At 60.9% G+C, this 13,815-nt stretch carries 13 protein-coding genes; 8 read left to right on the top strand and 5 right to left on the bottom strand.

Features of this window, described 5'->3' with window-relative positions:
* Window positions 1–90: 90 nt before the first annotated feature.
* The 3 genes from J7E24_RS15360 to J7E24_RS15350 are packed head-to-tail and all read left to right on the top strand — an operon-like array spanning window position 91 to window position 2,418.
* Window positions 91–1,473, top strand: coding sequence for an MATE family efflux transporter (locus J7E24_RS15360; RefSeq protein WP_215139011.1), 1,383 nt, complete (start codon window positions 91–93; stop codon window positions 1,471–1,473).
* Window positions 1,474–1,521: 48 nt separating this feature from the next.
* A complete protein-coding gene (locus J7E24_RS15355) occupies window positions 1,522–2,064 on the top strand; it encodes a DUF922 domain-containing protein (RefSeq protein WP_215139010.1) in 543 nt (180 codons plus the stop codon).
* Between the two features lie 21 nt (window positions 2,065–2,085).
* Window positions 2,086–2,418 (top strand): tRNA-binding protein, encoded by a 333-nt coding sequence (locus tag J7E24_RS15350; protein WP_215139009.1) that lies wholly within the window; start codon window positions 2,086–2,088, stop codon window positions 2,416–2,418.
* A 20-nt stretch (window positions 2,419–2,438) separates the two neighbouring features.
* Here J7E24_RS15350 and J7E24_RS17670 read toward each other — a convergent pair whose 3' ends face one another.
* Window positions 2,439–2,834, bottom strand: coding sequence for a DUF4296 domain-containing protein (locus J7E24_RS17670; RefSeq protein WP_215139008.1), 396 nt, complete (start codon window positions 2,832–2,834; stop codon window positions 2,439–2,441).
* Window positions 2,835–2,871: 37 nt separating this feature from the next.
* Between J7E24_RS17670 and J7E24_RS15340 the strand changes: the two genes are divergently transcribed.
* From J7E24_RS15340 to J7E24_RS15330, 3 genes are all read left to right on the top strand, one after another.
* Window positions 2,872–3,771, top strand: coding sequence for a DUF58 domain-containing protein (locus J7E24_RS15340; protein ID WP_176906827.1), 900 nt, complete (start codon window positions 2,872–2,874; stop codon window positions 3,769–3,771).
* Window positions 3,764–4,801, top strand: coding sequence for a hypothetical protein (locus J7E24_RS15335; RefSeq protein ID WP_215139007.1), 1,038 nt, complete (start codon window positions 3,764–3,766; stop codon window positions 4,799–4,801). The genes J7E24_RS15340 and J7E24_RS15335 overlap by 8 nt, the downstream gene beginning before the upstream one ends.
* A gap of 149 nt (window positions 4,802–4,950) precedes the next feature.
* Window positions 4,951–5,976, top strand: coding sequence for a VWA domain-containing protein (locus tag J7E24_RS15330; RefSeq protein WP_215139006.1), 1,026 nt, complete (start codon window positions 4,951–4,953; stop codon window positions 5,974–5,976).
* Window positions 5,977–6,226: 250 nt separating this feature from the next.
* Here the strand turns inward: J7E24_RS15330 and J7E24_RS15325 are convergent, their stop codons facing one another.
* From J7E24_RS15325 to J7E24_RS15310, 4 genes are all read right to left on the bottom strand, one after another.
* Window positions 6,227–7,657 (bottom strand): M48 family metalloprotease, encoded by a 1,431-nt coding sequence (locus J7E24_RS15325; protein WP_215139005.1) that lies wholly within the window; start codon window positions 7,655–7,657, stop codon window positions 6,227–6,229.
* Between the two features lie 107 nt (window positions 7,658–7,764).
* Entirely contained in the window at window positions 7,765–9,225 is a 1,461-nt protein-coding gene (locus J7E24_RS15320; protein WP_215139004.1) for a M48 family metalloprotease, read from the bottom strand.
* A 68-nt stretch (window positions 9,226–9,293) separates the two neighbouring features.
* Entirely contained in the window at window positions 9,294–10,595 is a 1,302-nt protein-coding gene (locus tag J7E24_RS15315; protein WP_215139003.1) for a cation:proton antiporter, read from the bottom strand.
* 291 nt (window positions 10,596–10,886) lie between these two features.
* On the bottom strand, window positions 10,887–12,239 hold the full coding sequence (locus J7E24_RS15310; protein ID WP_215139002.1) for a DUF5103 domain-containing protein: 1,353 nt from the start codon (window positions 12,237–12,239) through the stop codon (window positions 10,887–10,889).
* A 260-nt stretch (window positions 12,240–12,499) separates the two neighbouring features.
* Here J7E24_RS15310 and J7E24_RS15305 point away from each other — a divergent pair, with 260 nt between their 5' ends.
* Both J7E24_RS15305 and J7E24_RS15300 read left to right on the top strand, forming a co-directional pair.
* Window positions 12,500–12,952 (top strand): hypothetical protein, encoded by a 453-nt coding sequence (locus tag J7E24_RS15305; protein WP_215139001.1) that lies wholly within the window; start codon window positions 12,500–12,502, stop codon window positions 12,950–12,952.
* Between the two features lie 215 nt (window positions 12,953–13,167).
* A complete protein-coding gene (locus J7E24_RS15300; RefSeq protein WP_251047223.1) occupies window positions 13,168–13,662 on the top strand; it encodes a GNAT family N-acetyltransferase in 495 nt (164 codons plus the stop codon).
* The last annotated feature ends 153 nt before the right edge of the window (window positions 13,663–13,815 follow it).

Raw genomic sequence — 13,815 nt, 5'->3', positions numbered from 1 at the left:
TTTCGCGCGGGATGCTGCGCTGCGTATTGAACTGGGTTCTTCTGCCCTCTGGCAAAGCCGTACCTTTGCGGATCCTTTTGCAGTACGGCTATGATTCCTTCTACCTTTCGCTCCCATCTCAGCCCCACTATTAGCTTGGCCTACCCGGTAGTGCTCAGCCAGTTGGGCCACGTTATGGTAAACGTAGTTGACAGCATGGTGGTAGGCCAGACGGGCAAAATCCCGCTGGCGGCCGTGTCGTTGGCCATGAGCGTGAGCACCGTGGTGATGGTGCTGGGCCTGGGCCTGACGATGGGCATTACGCCGCTGGTAGCCGCCGCCGACGGCCGCCAGGATGAGGCTGCCAACGGCCGTCTGCTCGTGAATGGCGTGTGGCTGAGCACGGTGGCCGGCTTGCTGCTGGCTGCGCTGGGCTTTCTGGTGCCAACGCTGCTGCCCCACCTGGGCCAGCCCGAAGCCGTAGTGCTGCTGGCCTCGCCCTGGGTGAAGGTGCTGTTCCTGTCGTTTTTCCCCTTGATGATTTTCCAGGGCTTCAAACAGTTTGCCGAGGGCCTGGGCCTCACTCGCCAGGCCATGTCGCTTTCCATCCAGGCCAACATAGTGAATGCCGTGCTGTCCTACGGGCTGGTGTTCGGCAAGCTGGGGATGCCCGAGCTGGGCATGATGGGCGCCGCCTGGTCGACGGTGGTGGCCCGCGTGCTGATGGCCGGGCTAATGGCCTGGTACGTGCTGCGGGCCCGGCGGCTGCAGCCCTACCGCCTGGCAGCGCAGGCCAACCTGCGGCCCGATACGGCTGGCCTGCGCCGCCTGTTGGGCCTGGGGACACCCATTGGCGTACAGATGACCTTTGAGATGGGCGCATTCAGCTTCTCGGCCATCATGATTGGCTGGCTGGGTGCTACTCAGCTGGCCGCCCACCAGATTGCCATCAACGTGGCCTCGGTTACCTACATGGCGGCCAGCGGCATTGGAGCAGCGGCCACCATTCGGGTGGGCAAATTCTTCGGGGCTCACGATGGCGTACGGGCCCGGCAGGCCGGGCTGATGGCCTACCTGCTTACGTTCGTCTTTATGTGCCTGACGGGCCTGGTGCTGGTGCTGGGGCGCAATTACCTGCCCTTCTACTACAACCACGACCCCGCCGTGGTGGCCCAGGCTGCCACGCTGCTGCTGATTGCCGCCGCTTTCCAGATTTCCGACGGCCTGCAGGTGGTGGGCCTGGGCGCGCTGCGGGGCCTCGAAGACGTGAAGGTGCCCTCGGTGGTAGCCCTGCTGGCCTACTGGGTAATTGCGCTGCCGCTGGGCTATGTGCTGGGCTTTAAGCTGCAGTGGGGCGCGGTGGGCGTCTGGATGGGCCTGCTCATTGGCCTGACGCTGGTGGCCGGGTTGTTGCTGTGGCGTTTTTACCGCCGCCCGCTGCTGGCGGCGGCCGATACGGCCCCTGTGAACGAACCGGCGCTGGCTGTACGTTAGAAGCCTAGCACAACTACCAAAAGCTGTTGGCTCAAAGCCCAAAAAGCAATGTTCTTTACTGCCCCCATCTGGCTGCTCAGCCTGCTGATGCCCGCCACGCCGGCCCAGGTTACGCCCCCGGCACCCAAAATTACCTGGAGCGCCACCCGGCCGCTTACCTGGACCGACTTTAAAGCCCGTCCCAACATCGACCGGCTGGCAGCCCTTACCTCCTCTACCATCGATGCCACTATCGGCTGCCTCGATTTCAAGTTTTCGGGCAAGGTACAGGCCACGTTTGCGCCCTCCGAGTCGTGGGTGCGCAACGCGGCCCAGGCCTCGCCGGCGCTGCTGCGCCACGAGCAGCTGCACTTCGACCTGACGGAGGTGCACGCCCGGCTGCTGCGCCAGAAGCTGAGCCTCATTAAGTTTGATTGCCTGCACCTGCAGCCGGCCTTCAACAACCTCACAAAAGTCGCCTTTCTGGCCTGGCAGCGCGACGAAGCCCGCTACGACCAGGAAAGCAACCACGGCCTCAACGCCCCCAAACAAGCCGAGTGGGAGCAGAAAACGCGCCTGCGCCTCGAAGAACTCGCTGCCTTCGCCGAGTAAGCCCAACTTACCCCTTACCGCATGCTAACCTGGGAGGAATTCGAGCGTGTTGACATGCGCGTGGGTACGATTGTGGAGGCGCACGCATTTCCGGAGGCGCGCCAGCCCGCCTACCGGCTGCTGATTGACCTGGGGCCCGAAATTGGCCTGCGTAAGTCCAGCGCCCAGATTACGCACCACTATCAGCCGGCCGATTTACCGGGCCTGCAGGTGTTGTGCGTGGTCAACTTTCCGCCCAGGCAAATTGGGCCGCTACGCTCCGAGGTGCTGGTTACCGGCGCCCCCGACGCGGCCGGGCACATTGTGCTGGCTACGCTGGCAGCCCCGCTCCCCAACGGCAGCCGCCTGAAGTAAACCCGGGGAGGTGAATGGCCTCACTTTGCCACCGCTTCGCGGGCAGTGAGGCTGTCGATGACGGACTGGTAGATAGTGTGCAGCTCCTTGCCCTGAGTGGCGTAGTAGCGGAAGCTCTGGGTAAAGAGTGAGTCGGTCACTTCATGGCGCCAGTACAGCTTCTTTTTCTCCTGCCGAAACAGAGCCCGGCTGGAGTCGGGTGGCAGCGCGGCCGCTTCGGTACGGGCTTCCAGCGTGTGCAGCTCAATTAGCAGGCCTACCATTTTATCGGGCGGCAGCAGTTGGGCAGGAGCAGGAACTTCTTCGGCCTTCTGGCAGGCGCTGGCAGTCAGCAGGAAAGCTGTAAGGAAAACCGGCAGCCCGGCCAGCGGCAGGGCCCGACGAACAGCGGAGAGGCAGCGGGAAATTCGTTTCACGAAGGCAAAGTTAGGTCAATACCGTAGTTTAGGCCGAATGAAACCCGCCGATTCGCCTTTCCAGCAGCTTGTGCGCCGCCTGCGGCAGATGGAAATCCGCATCCTGAAGGCCGTGGATGCCCAGCTGCAGGGCAATTTTCACTCTGTATTTAAAGGTACGGGCCTGGAAGTAGATGAGGTGCGCCTGTATCAGTACGGCGACGAAGTGCGGGCCATTGATTGGGCCGTAAGCAGCAAAGGCCACGGCACATTCGTGAAAACCTACAAGGAAGAGCGCGAACAGCAAGTGCTGCTGCTGCTCGATGTGAGTGCCTCGCAGCAGGTAGGCGCGGCCGGCCGCCGCAAGCTCGATATGGGCCGCGACATTTGCGGCGTGCTGGCACTGGCTGCCGCCCGCCAGGATGCTCAGTTGGGCCTGCTGGCCTTCTCCGACCAGAAAGAACTCTACCTGCCTTCGGGCAAGGGCACCCACCACGCTTACTCACTCATCAAGCGGCTGTACGAGCTGGAGCCCCAGCACCGGCAGACGGCAGTGGCGGCCGGCATCAAGCAGGCGCTGGGGCTGCTGAAGCGGCGCAGCATTGTGCTCCTGATTTCCGATTTCATTGATGCCGACTACGAGCGGGAGCTGACCATGCTGGCCCGCAAGCACGACTTAGTGGTGCTGCAGCTGCTCGACCAGCGCGAGCAGGAGTTTCCGCCCCTGGGCATCATTCCGCTCCACGACCAGGAGTCGGGCCGCACCGTATGGACCAACACCTCATCGGCGGCCTTCCGAGCGCGCTATCGGGCCACCTACGAGCAGAACCGGGCCCAGATTGGCCAGATTTGCCGCCGTCACCGCACCGAGTTCCTGTCCATTAGCACCGCCGACGACTTCGTTCCCCAGCTGGTGAACCTGTTCCGGCGGCGTAACCAGCGCGGCGGCCGTGGGTAAGGGCGCGGATTTGAACTGGAGTTGGCCACAAGGCTCCGGCCAGCGGTTGTCGATGACGGTGGCCCTGCTCCTGCTGGCCGGCGCGGGCCTCGCGCAGGTGCCGGTAGCTGCCACGGCGACGGCAGTGTCCGATACTCCGGCAACAGCTGCGCCGGTTGCTGCATCGGCTGCTGCTATGGCGCAACTGGAATCAGTGGCGCAGGGCAGGTTTCGCAAGGCCAGCGTGCGGGTGGGCGAAATCATCGAATACGAGCTGACTTCAGACCACGCACCAGCGCTGGAAATCATTTTTCCCGACTCGGCGACCAGCTTTGCCCCCTTCGAGTACGTGAGCCGCCGCTACCGCCCCACCCGCACCCGCGAGGGCCGCAGCCTCGACCAGGCCGTGTACCGCCTGCGCACCTTCAGCCTCGACTCGGTGCAGACGCTGAGCGTGCCCGTAACGGTGCTGCGCGGCCGCGACACGCTGCTGCTGCCCACGCCGCCGGCGCAGGTGCGGCTGCAGCCCACGGCCCCGGTTGCCGCGCCGGCCGGGCTGCCCGCGCTGCGCCAAAACCTGCAGCTGCGGCCCGTGGCACAGCGTTTCAACTACCCCTACTGGCTGGCCGGGCTGGCGGTGTTGCTGCTGCTGGCGGGCGGGCTGGTGCTGGGTTTCCGGCAGCGCCTGCGCCGCCGCTACCGCCGCTACCGTTTGCGCAAGAACCACGCGTATTTTCTGGCCCAATATGCCCGCCACGTCGAGCGGTTCACGCTTTCCCGCTCGCTTACCAACATGGAGCGGGCTATCACGCTCTGGAAAAATTACCTCTCCGCACTCACCAACTTCAACATCACCAGCCTGACTACCCGCGAAATAGTGGCCCGCTACCACCACGACCCCGCCGTGCAGCAGGCTCTCACACTGGCCGACCGGGTTATCTACGGCAACCAGTTCTCCGAAGAAGACGCCGAAACTGACCCCATATTCGACCTGCTGCGTCAGTTTGCCGAGCGCCAGTATGCGGTGGTGATGACGCAGGAAGGTGAATGATTAAGAATACGTCATTCAGAGCACAGCGAAGAATCTCGCGTGCTGACGCTGGATTAAAATGCTTCAACGACTGCACGCGAGATTCTTCGCTGCGCTCTGAATGACGTTCTTTACCTGCTCATTTCCCTCTACTTCTCCCGTTACCCTAAATGCAAGACCTGCTCGACAGCCTGCGCTATGCTACGCTGGCCGGCTACAGCTGGGAGCAGCCGCGCCTGCTGCTGCTGCTGCCGCTGGTGCCGCTGCTGTTTGTGCTGCGTTGGGCGCTGGCGCGGCGGCGGCGGGCGCACCTGGATGTAGCGTTTGTGGCCGGCGAGCTGCGGCGCGACTGGAGTGCGGCGCTGCGTTTCGTGCCCGATGTAGTGCTCGCCTTGAGTCTGGGCTTCGGCATCGTGGCACTGGCCCGGCCCCAGCGCACCGATGAGCGGGTAGTGCAAACCGGCCAGGGCATTGATATTGTGCTGGTACTCGACGTGTCGGCCTCGATGGAACTGCAGGATTTGCGCCCCAACCGCCTCGAAGCCGCCAAGCGCGTGGCTCTCGATTTCCTGGACCGTCGCCGCGGCGACCGGGTGGGGCTGGTGGCCTTCGCCGGCAACGCCTACTCGCTGGCCCCACTCACTACCGATTACGAGCTGCTGCGCGAAAACCTGCAGGGCCTGCGTCTGGGCCTGATTGCCAACGACGGCACGGCCATTGGCACGGCGCTGGGCGTGGCCACCAACCGCCTCCGCGATTCGCCCTCACGCACCAAAGTGTGCATCCTGCTCTCGGATGGCGAAAACACGGCCGGTTCGCTCGACCCGCTGACGGCCGCCCAGCTGGCCCACGCCTACGGCCTTAAGCTCTACACCATCGGGCTGGGGCAGGATGGCGTGGTGCCCTACGGCACCGACGAGAACGGCCGGCCCCGCTTCGTGGAAACCCGCCTCGACGAAACCACCATGCGCCAGATTGCCCAGGCCGGCGACGGCCGCTTCTTCCGCGCCACCGACAACGCCGGCCTGCGCCAGGTATTCGACCAAATCAATAGCTACGAGAAGTCCGAAATCAAGCAGACCCGCTACCGCAACACCCAGGACTACTACCGCACCTACCTCTACTGGTGCCTGGGTTTCTGGCTGCTCTGGCTGGGCCTCAAAAACACGTTTCTGACCAACGCGCTGGAGGATTAAGAAGCTGATTAAAAAGACAAATAGAACGTCATGCTGAGCGCAGCCGAAGCATCTCTACTGCAATGCTAATCCTGATGAATGCAATGAAGCGGTAGAGATGCTTCGGCTGCGCTCAGTATGACCGCCTTTTACTTTATCGTTGTCTATCACAAATTCTTACGCAACTGCAGAAACAAGTGGGCCGGAAGTCGCAGCTGTTTTACTGCAAATCCCGGCCCAGCTAAGATGACCTACTTAATACGTAGCGACTCTACCGCCCCACCGCCTTAAACAGTGTACCGGCGCTGAGCTTGTCGGTGGTTTTCATGCCGTTCAGAATAGCCAGCTCCTGGTGGCGCTTAGTAGGCACACCATTGGCCGTCAGGGCCTGGGCCAGCGTCTGGCCGGCTTTGGCGGTGCGGATGCGGATCTTCTCGCTCTGGCGGTTGAGCTTGTTGGCGTCGGTGAGGCGGCGGAAGTTCTGGGCAGTGCGCTGGAAGGCGGGGCCGTAGCTGTTGAGCGTGCCGGGGCCGCAGAGGCCGATGAGGGCGTAGAGCGTTTTGCCATCCTGAATGACGTAGGAAAGCGTGCTGGCCTGGATGCCCTGACGGCCCTGCTGGTCCTGGCCCACCTGGTCGCCCTGCAGGGCAATGGCGGGCAGGCCGTTGATGGTGGTGCGGCTGGCCTGGGGCGAACTGATGTTTAGCTCCTTGGCCAGCGCCTGGGCAGCTGCATCAACTGAGTTGCCGGGAGCCAGCGTGAGGATTTGCACGGCTTTGCCGTTGGGCTCGGCCATTTGGAACTGCTGGGGCGAGTTCTGGCTTTTCCAGCCCTGCGGAATGGGAAACTGGAACTTCAACTCGGGATGGTAGAACACGCCGCCTTCCACGAAGCCCTGGCGCGGGTCGTCGCCGTAGGGCATGCCTTCGAGCATGCGCAAATAGCCACTGCGGTTGACGGTGAGGGCCCGGCCACCCTGCTGCTGCTTGGCCTGGGCAGCCAGCTGGCGTACGGTGCTGTAGCGGTCGGCCGAGTTGGGGTGACTGCTCAGGAAGGTGGGCGTGCCGCCGGCCCCGCTGGCCTGTTCCTGGCGCTGGAGCGTGAGGAAAAAATCGGCCATGTGGGAGGCATCGTACCCGATTTTACTCGAATAGGCCACTCCCAGCTTGTCGGCCTCGCGCTCATCGTCGCGGCCGTATTTTAGAAACAGCAGGCCCGCGCCCTGCGACAGCGGCTGAGCCAGGGAGGCCACCCGCTTCGATAGGATGGAGCCCAGCAGCAGCGCCCCTGATGTAATAGTAGAGCGGGTTTGCTGCTTTTCGCCGTGGCGGGCCGTTACGTGGCCCAGCTCGTGGCCCAGCACGCCCGCAAACTGCGCCTCATCATTGAAATGGGCCATGATGCCGCGCGTGAAGTAGATGTTGCCATCGGGTGCGGCAAAGGCGTTTATCATCGGCGAGTCCAGAATGGTAAACTGGTAGCCAAAGTCGGCGCGGCTGGACACGGCGGCCATCTGCTGGCCTTTCTGGTCGATAAATTTTTGCAGGGCCGGGTTATTGAGCAGCCCGAACTGGGCCAGCACCTGCGGATCGGGCTCCTTGGCCGGCGCCGGCGGGCGGAAACCGGCCGAGCCGGCCAGCGGCAGCAGCGCCAGCGCTAGTGCGCCGGTACGGAGAAAGGGATACGAGAGGAAGGTTTTCATGATAAAACGCTAAGAGGGAAAGGTTGGCCGAGCCCCACACCGCTACAGCGGCACTGGCACTGATGAACAGGCGGCCCACCCTGTAGTAACCAAAGACCCCGCCAGTTCTATTTGCCCACCACTTTAAACAGCATCCCGCGCCCGAGTTTGTCGGAGAGCTGCATGCCGTTGAGGATGGCCATTTCTTCGTGGCGCTTGGTGGGCACGCCGTTGGCGCTCAGGGCCTGGGCCAGCGTCTGGCTGGTTTTGGTGGTTCGGATGCGCAGGTGCTCGGGCTGGCGGTTGAGCTTATCGGCCGACGTAAGGCGCCGGAAGCCTTCCATGGTACGGGTAAACACGGGCGCGAAGGCCGCAAAATCCTGCGGAGCACTGCCGCCGAGCATCATATACAGCGTTTTACCGTCCTGAATGATGTAGCTCAGCACCTGCATACCGGCTTGCTGCTGGCCAGTCTGCTGGTCCTGCTGCACCTGCGTACCCACGAAAGCCAGGGCAGGGAAACCGTTTACCGTCAGCTCGCGCGACTCGGCTACCTGCAGGCTCAGCTGCTTGGCCACGGCCTGAGCGGCTTCCTGCACCGAGCTACCAGGGGCCAGCGTGAGCAGCATCAGGGCCTTGCCATTAGGCTCGGCCATCTGGAACTGCTGGGGCGAGTTCTGGCTTTTCCAGCCCTGCGGAATAGGGAACTCAAATTTCAGCTCGGGATGGTAGAAGGCGTTGTTCTCCACGAAGCCCTGGCGCGGGTCTTCGCCGTAAGTGATGCCGTCGATGAGGCGTAGGTAAGCGTCGCGGTTGATGGCGAGTTTGGCGGGCGTGCCGGGCTTGCCTTTCCACTGGGCCGCCAGTTGGTTTACGTGCTCGTAGCGGTCGGCGGGGTTGGGGTGGGTACTCAGGAAATCGGGGATGGCCTGGCCGCCGGCCTGCTGCTGCTCGCGCTCCAGGGTGCGGAAGAAATCGGCCATTTCGGCGGCGTTGTAGCCGATTTTGGTCGAGTACTCCACGCCCAGCTCGTCGGCCTGGTTTTCATCGTCGCGGCCGAATTTGAGGTTGAGCAGTTGCAGGCCCTGCATGGCCTGCTCGCCGTACTGGGCAAACCGGGGCGAGGCAATCATGGCCCCCATCAGGCCCACCTGGCTGAGAATGGAGGTAGTTTGCTGCTTGGCGGAATGCCGGGCCGTTACGTGGCCGATTTCGTGGCCCAGCACGCCCGCGAATTGCGCTTCGTTGTTGAAGTTGGCCATAATGCCGCGCGTGAAGTACACGTAGCCGCCGGGCACGGCAAAGGCGTTAATCACTGGTGAATCGACGATGCGGAACTGGTAGTTCAGCTCGGGCCGGTGCGACACCTTGCCCATTTTGTCGCCCATGGCGTTGATGTAGTTCTGCAGCTTGTCGTCTTTGTACAGCCCAAACTGCGCAATAATAGCCGGGTCCGACTCTTTCCCCATGGCCAGCTCCTGCCCTTCCGACACGAGCATTACTTCTTTTTTACCCGTTACCGGGTTCACAGCGCAACCCGTTAGCAGCAGGCCGGCAAGTAGCAGAGAAGGAATAGCGCGTAGAAGCATGAGTGCAGGAGTTGGTGAGAGTTGGGTTCTTCAACGCAACTCTTCCCGCTTGTGTTGGGCCCCTGTCCTTAGCCAACCGCTCCTTTGGGCTGCTCCTGCTCTTGCTGCTCCTGCTGCTCCTGTTCTTCCTGCTCCTCTACTGTAGGGCGGCCCTGGCGCCGGTCGAGCCAGTTCATAACGGGTGTGGCCAGCACCCCGTGCAGCACAATGGATACCAGTACCGTGAAACCGGTAGTGGCCCACAGCTCGCGGCTGTTAGGAAAATAACGGGTATCGAGGGCAAAGGCCAGGTAGAAGAAGGAGCCGATACCGCGGATACCGAAAAACGATACCACCAGCCGCTCGCTCCAGTCGAGGCGGCTTCCCCAGAGCGTGAGCAGGCCCCCCAAAGGCCGCAGCACCAGCAGCAGAATCAGGCCCAGCGCCACGCCCGTCCAACTCAGGTGGTCGAACAGGCCCCAGGCAATGGAGCCGCCGAACAGGATTAGAATCACCACAATCAGTAAGCGCTCCAACTGGTCGGTGAAGTCGTGCATCTCATCTTGGTGCTCGTGGCTGCGCTCGTGGCGGCGCAGCGTAACGGCGGCCACAAACACGGCCAGAAACCCGTAGCCGTGCACCAGCTCGGTAAGCCCGTAGGCTACCAGCGTTACGGCCAGCGCCACAAAGCCGTAGGCATTGGGCCGAATGCGGGCGCGGCGCGGCAAATCAAAAATCAGGTATGCCAGCAACCGGCCCGCCAGCCAGCCCGCCAGCACCCCCATGGCCACACGGTAGCCCATATCCATCCAGGCCCAGTGCCAGAGCCGCTCGCTCAGGCTTTCTTTGGCAATGGGCAGCAGCGCCACGGCCAGGTACACAAACGGGAAGGCCAGACCGTCGTTTAGTCCTGCCTCGCCGGTCAGGGCGAAGCGCACATTGTCTTCGCCGCCCTTGCCGGGCTCACCCACCTGCACATCACCGGCCAGCACGGGGTCGGTGGGTGCGAGGGTGGCGGCCAGTAGCACGGCCGAGGCCAGCGGCAGCCCGAATACGCCCCAGGCCACGCCCACGAAGCCGGCAATAGTCAGCACCATCAGCACCAGCACCAGCAGCAGCGGAATGCGCCAGGCCTTAAATGAAAACCGCTTGTCGATTTTGAGGCCGGTGCCGGTGAGGGCTACCGTCACGCACAGTTCGGTGAGGTGGGTGGCGAAGGAGGAAAACTCCACCGGGTCGGGGTCGGGCAGGCCCAGCGGGAGGGTAAAAATGAGCAGCCCCAGCCCCACAAACAGAATCGGGTAAGAAAGCGGGGATTTCCTGAGCAGCGACGGCAGCCAGGCCACGCCCAGAATGGCCACGCCGAGCACGACAAGGATGGTGTTATACATGTTGGGTGATGGGAAGCAAGAGAAGCGGCCGTCATCCTGAGCAGCGCGAAGGGCCTTATCACGCAAAAACAGCTCATCTGGTTTTGCGCCGAAATTATGCTCGGCCGGTAAGGCCCTGCGCAGGCGCACGAAAACGCGCGTTTACCTGTGTAATGGCACTAATGCGAACCGCAGAACGGCTGTAGCGCGAAGCTTCCGCTTCGCGTACCGTTGAACGACGTCGTGTGGCAGTCAGCAACACTACGCGAAGCAGAAGCTTCGCGCTACAGCCGTTCTACGGTTCGCGCTGCATTACGGCCGACGGCTATTCACATCCAGCCGCTGGTAGCCAATGAGCAGGTCGGTGCGGGTGCCGGGCGGGCGGTAATACACCAGCAGGTCGTACTGGTTTTCGGTTTCCTGGTGGCTGCCTTCCCACGGAATGCTGTTGGCTCCGGTGGGCGTTTGAGTGGCGTAGTAGTAATTGTAGTAGCCCTGCTTGAGCAGCGCGTGGCCCCTGTACACGCGGTTTGCGGCGTCATACGTCAGCTTGAACTCATCGCGCAGCTGCCAGTCGCTGAGGGCCCCAAGCACGTACACCGGGCCGGCGGCGGGCGCATCGGCCTGGAGCTGGAAGGTTACGTCGAGGTAGTCGGTGTTGGTATTCGGGTCGCCCGGGTACTCGCGGCTCTCAATCAGACGCTGGCCGTTGATGTCGTCGTACTGGGTGTAGCGCTGCCCCTCGCGGGAAGCCTCGGGCAACAGCAGCGCAGTTCGGGGCGAGGCCTCGGCATCCAAGCGGGCCACGCCGGTACCCAGCGAGCGGAAGGTGCGCAGGTCCATGAACCGGAACTCGCTCAGGCCCGGAAAGGCGTTTTCGAAGTTGAAATACTGGTAGTCGAGCTGCTGCTCGGCGTCTCGCACAAAGGTGGGCCGCAGGTTGTAGTGGGCGTTGTCCCAGCGGAAGTTCTGGCGCAGCACTACCTTCACCTCCTGGGCCGGATTGACGAGGGCCATGTTGTAGCGAATCCCGAAATCAACCTGCTGCCAGCGGAAGCGCTCCTCCCCCGCCACCGGAATGCCCTGGCGCATCGAAATCTGCACGGCCCCATCCTCGAACACCAGCACCCGGCGGCTCAGCAGCGGCGTACCGCCCGCGCCCTGTACCACCCACAGGTAGTTGCCCGACAGCTTCACGCGCGGCATCTGCACCTGGTAGTGCTGGTAGGGCACTTTGGTGCTCACCGAGGGCCGGTAGTTGTTGATGAGCTGCTCGTTTATTTCGCTCAGAAACTGCATGTCCGTCAGCATCGAGGGCTGCCAGTTCAGGTCGCAGTGCACGAGCTTGGCCGTGAGCCGCTGCCCCGAGCCGCCCAGCACATCGAACTCCAGTATCGGCGACTGGCCCTGGCTCAGCGGCACCACCGGCGGATTGAACACTTGGCCCGCCTGGCCCGTGGGCACGTAGCAGAGCACGGTGCGCACGTTGGGGTCGTAGATGTAGTCCTCGTAGCGCAGCTTTTTATCGGCGTAGTACTCGGTGCCCACCTGGCCGGGCGTGGCGGGCCGGCGGGCGGCGTTAGGATCGGTGATGGGCGTACCCAGCGGCACGCAGGCCGGGGCCAGCAGAACCAGCAGGGGCAGAAAGCGGGAAAGTAGGCGCATGTTGCGAAGGTAGGGCGAAGCTTCGGTTTTGGGCGGCTGCGCCAAGTATGTTATAGCGGTTCCGCGAGCAGTGGACCCAGTGTGCTATAGAGACGCAATAGTTGACGTCTCGGCGCTGCTGATGTTGCCGTTGCGTGAAATCATTATATTTGGTTGACTCACGTAGATCAGTTGCGGATGAAATCATTCCCTCCAAAGCCAGTATCTTTGCAAACATTATATGATATAATTACCACGAGCCGTTTTACTAAAATGCACAGATGAAACAATTATCAATCCTTATAACCCTGCTATGCAGTTTGACACAGGCTGCGTTCGGACAGACTGATTCACAATGCACCAGGCTAACGGCCAATGACTACAAAATCGTTTTTCAATTAGCAGTTGATTACCCAGATTTACAGAAGTATTATCATACCGATACTGATACAACAAGGCAAAATATCGTATTTGTAACGCATGATTTTGAAAGCATCAATCATGGCCAGCTAAGGGGAGTTATCAAATTTGGAAGACAAGTATCTATAATTACAGAACAAAAGATAAAAGATAGAAATATTAAAAGCTATTTTGTAATTGTCAGTTTGCTATGTAATACCAATTCTATTTACCTTAAATTATCTTACCCTATAGAGGGATTAATGATTTCATATCTATTTGAAAACATTAATAACAAGTTGGTGATTACCAGCGCGGAACTTGTGGAAATATAAAACCTTTAGTCGTTAGATGCGCAACCCGATTTTAGTTTAAATCCTTAGCATAGTTATTTCATCTTGCGAAACTAAATAAAGCATTGTTTTTTATTTAAATATAAAAAACACAATCTTTCTATCGATTCCTGATCATGACTAATTTAAGGACAACAACTATACGGAAAGCTACACTGGATGACGCCAAAGAAATTGCCCACTGCTTATTTCTGGCAATGGAAGATATTGTCTACGAATTCATTGGCGAGGCCAGCCCAGAAAAAGGCGAGGCCTTTTTGGCGCATTTCACTGCCCAGGAGCACAACCAGTATTCGTATCAGAATTGCTGGGTTGCCGAAGTTGACACGCGGGTAGTGGCGGCGCTCAACCTGTATGACGGCGCCCGGTTGCCCGCCCTGAGGCAACCAGTGCTTGACTACATAAGTGCCCGCCGCAACCAGCACTTTACCCCCGAGCAGGAAACCCAAGCGGGCGAATACTACATCGACTCCCTGGGAGTTGATCCGTCTCAGCAGGGAAACGGAATTGGCACCCAATTGCTGCAATTCGTGCTTGCCGAGTACGTGCACAAGCGCCGCCAGACAATAGGCCTGCTCGTGGACGAAGAAAACCCAGGCGCCAAAAGGCTCTATCTGAAACTGGGTTTTAAGTCAGTCGGCAGCAAAAATTTTCTGGGCAAAAAGATGGAGCACCTACAAATCCGGGCCTGATTGTCTAAAAGCTACAGCTGATTGTTGAAGCTGCCAGCAGCTAAAACCCCACCCAGAGCCTGCGGCTTCAGGTGGGGTTTTTACTTTTGACACCAGCCAATAGACTCCCACAGCAAGGCCGATAGCGCCGGCTGCTAGATGTTCTCGGGCAGG

Source organism: Hymenobacter sp. ISL-91 (genome assembly GCF_018613725.1).
In the GTDB taxonomy this organism is placed as follows: Bacteria; Bacteroidota; Bacteroidia; order Cytophagales; family Hymenobacteraceae; genus Hymenobacter.
This window is presented reverse-complemented; position numbering and strand designations above follow the sequence as displayed.

Excerpts from the sequence above, each read along its gene's own strand:
- J7E24_RS15320 (WP_215139004.1), bottom strand. The coding sequence starts at position 9,225 with ATGCTTCTACGCGCTATTCCTTCTCTGCTACTTGCCGGCCTGCTGCTA.
- J7E24_RS15340 (WP_176906827.1), top strand. The coding sequence starts at position 2,872 with ATGAAACCCGCCGATTCGCCTTTCCAGCAGCTTGTGCGCCGCCTGCGG.
- J7E24_RS15300 (WP_251047223.1), top strand. The coding sequence starts at position 13,168 with ATGGAAGATATTGTCTACGAATTCATTGGCGAGGCCAGCCCAGAAAAA.
- J7E24_RS15330 (WP_215139006.1), top strand. The coding sequence starts at position 4,951 with ATGCAAGACCTGCTCGACAGCCTGCGCTATGCTACGCTGGCCGGCTAC.
- J7E24_RS15315 (WP_215139003.1), bottom strand. The coding sequence starts at position 10,595 with ATGTATAACACCATCCTTGTCGTGCTCGGCGTGGCCATTCTGGGCGTG.
- J7E24_RS15360 (WP_215139011.1), top strand. The coding sequence starts at position 91 with ATGATTCCTTCTACCTTTCGCTCCCATCTCAGCCCCACTATTAGCTTG.
- J7E24_RS15325 (WP_215139005.1), bottom strand. The coding sequence starts at position 7,657 with ATGAAAACCTTCCTCTCGTATCCCTTTCTCCGTACCGGCGCACTAGCG.
- J7E24_RS15350 (WP_215139009.1), top strand. The coding sequence starts at position 2,086 with ATGCTAACCTGGGAGGAATTCGAGCGTGTTGACATGCGCGTGGGTACG.
- J7E24_RS15355 (WP_215139010.1), top strand. The coding sequence starts at position 1,522 with ATGTTCTTTACTGCCCCCATCTGGCTGCTCAGCCTGCTGATGCCCGCC.
- J7E24_RS15305 (WP_215139001.1), top strand. The coding sequence starts at position 12,500 with ATGAAACAATTATCAATCCTTATAACCCTGCTATGCAGTTTGACACAG.
- J7E24_RS15310 (WP_215139002.1), bottom strand. The coding sequence starts at position 12,239 with ATGCGCCTACTTTCCCGCTTTCTGCCCCTGCTGGTTCTGCTGGCCCCG.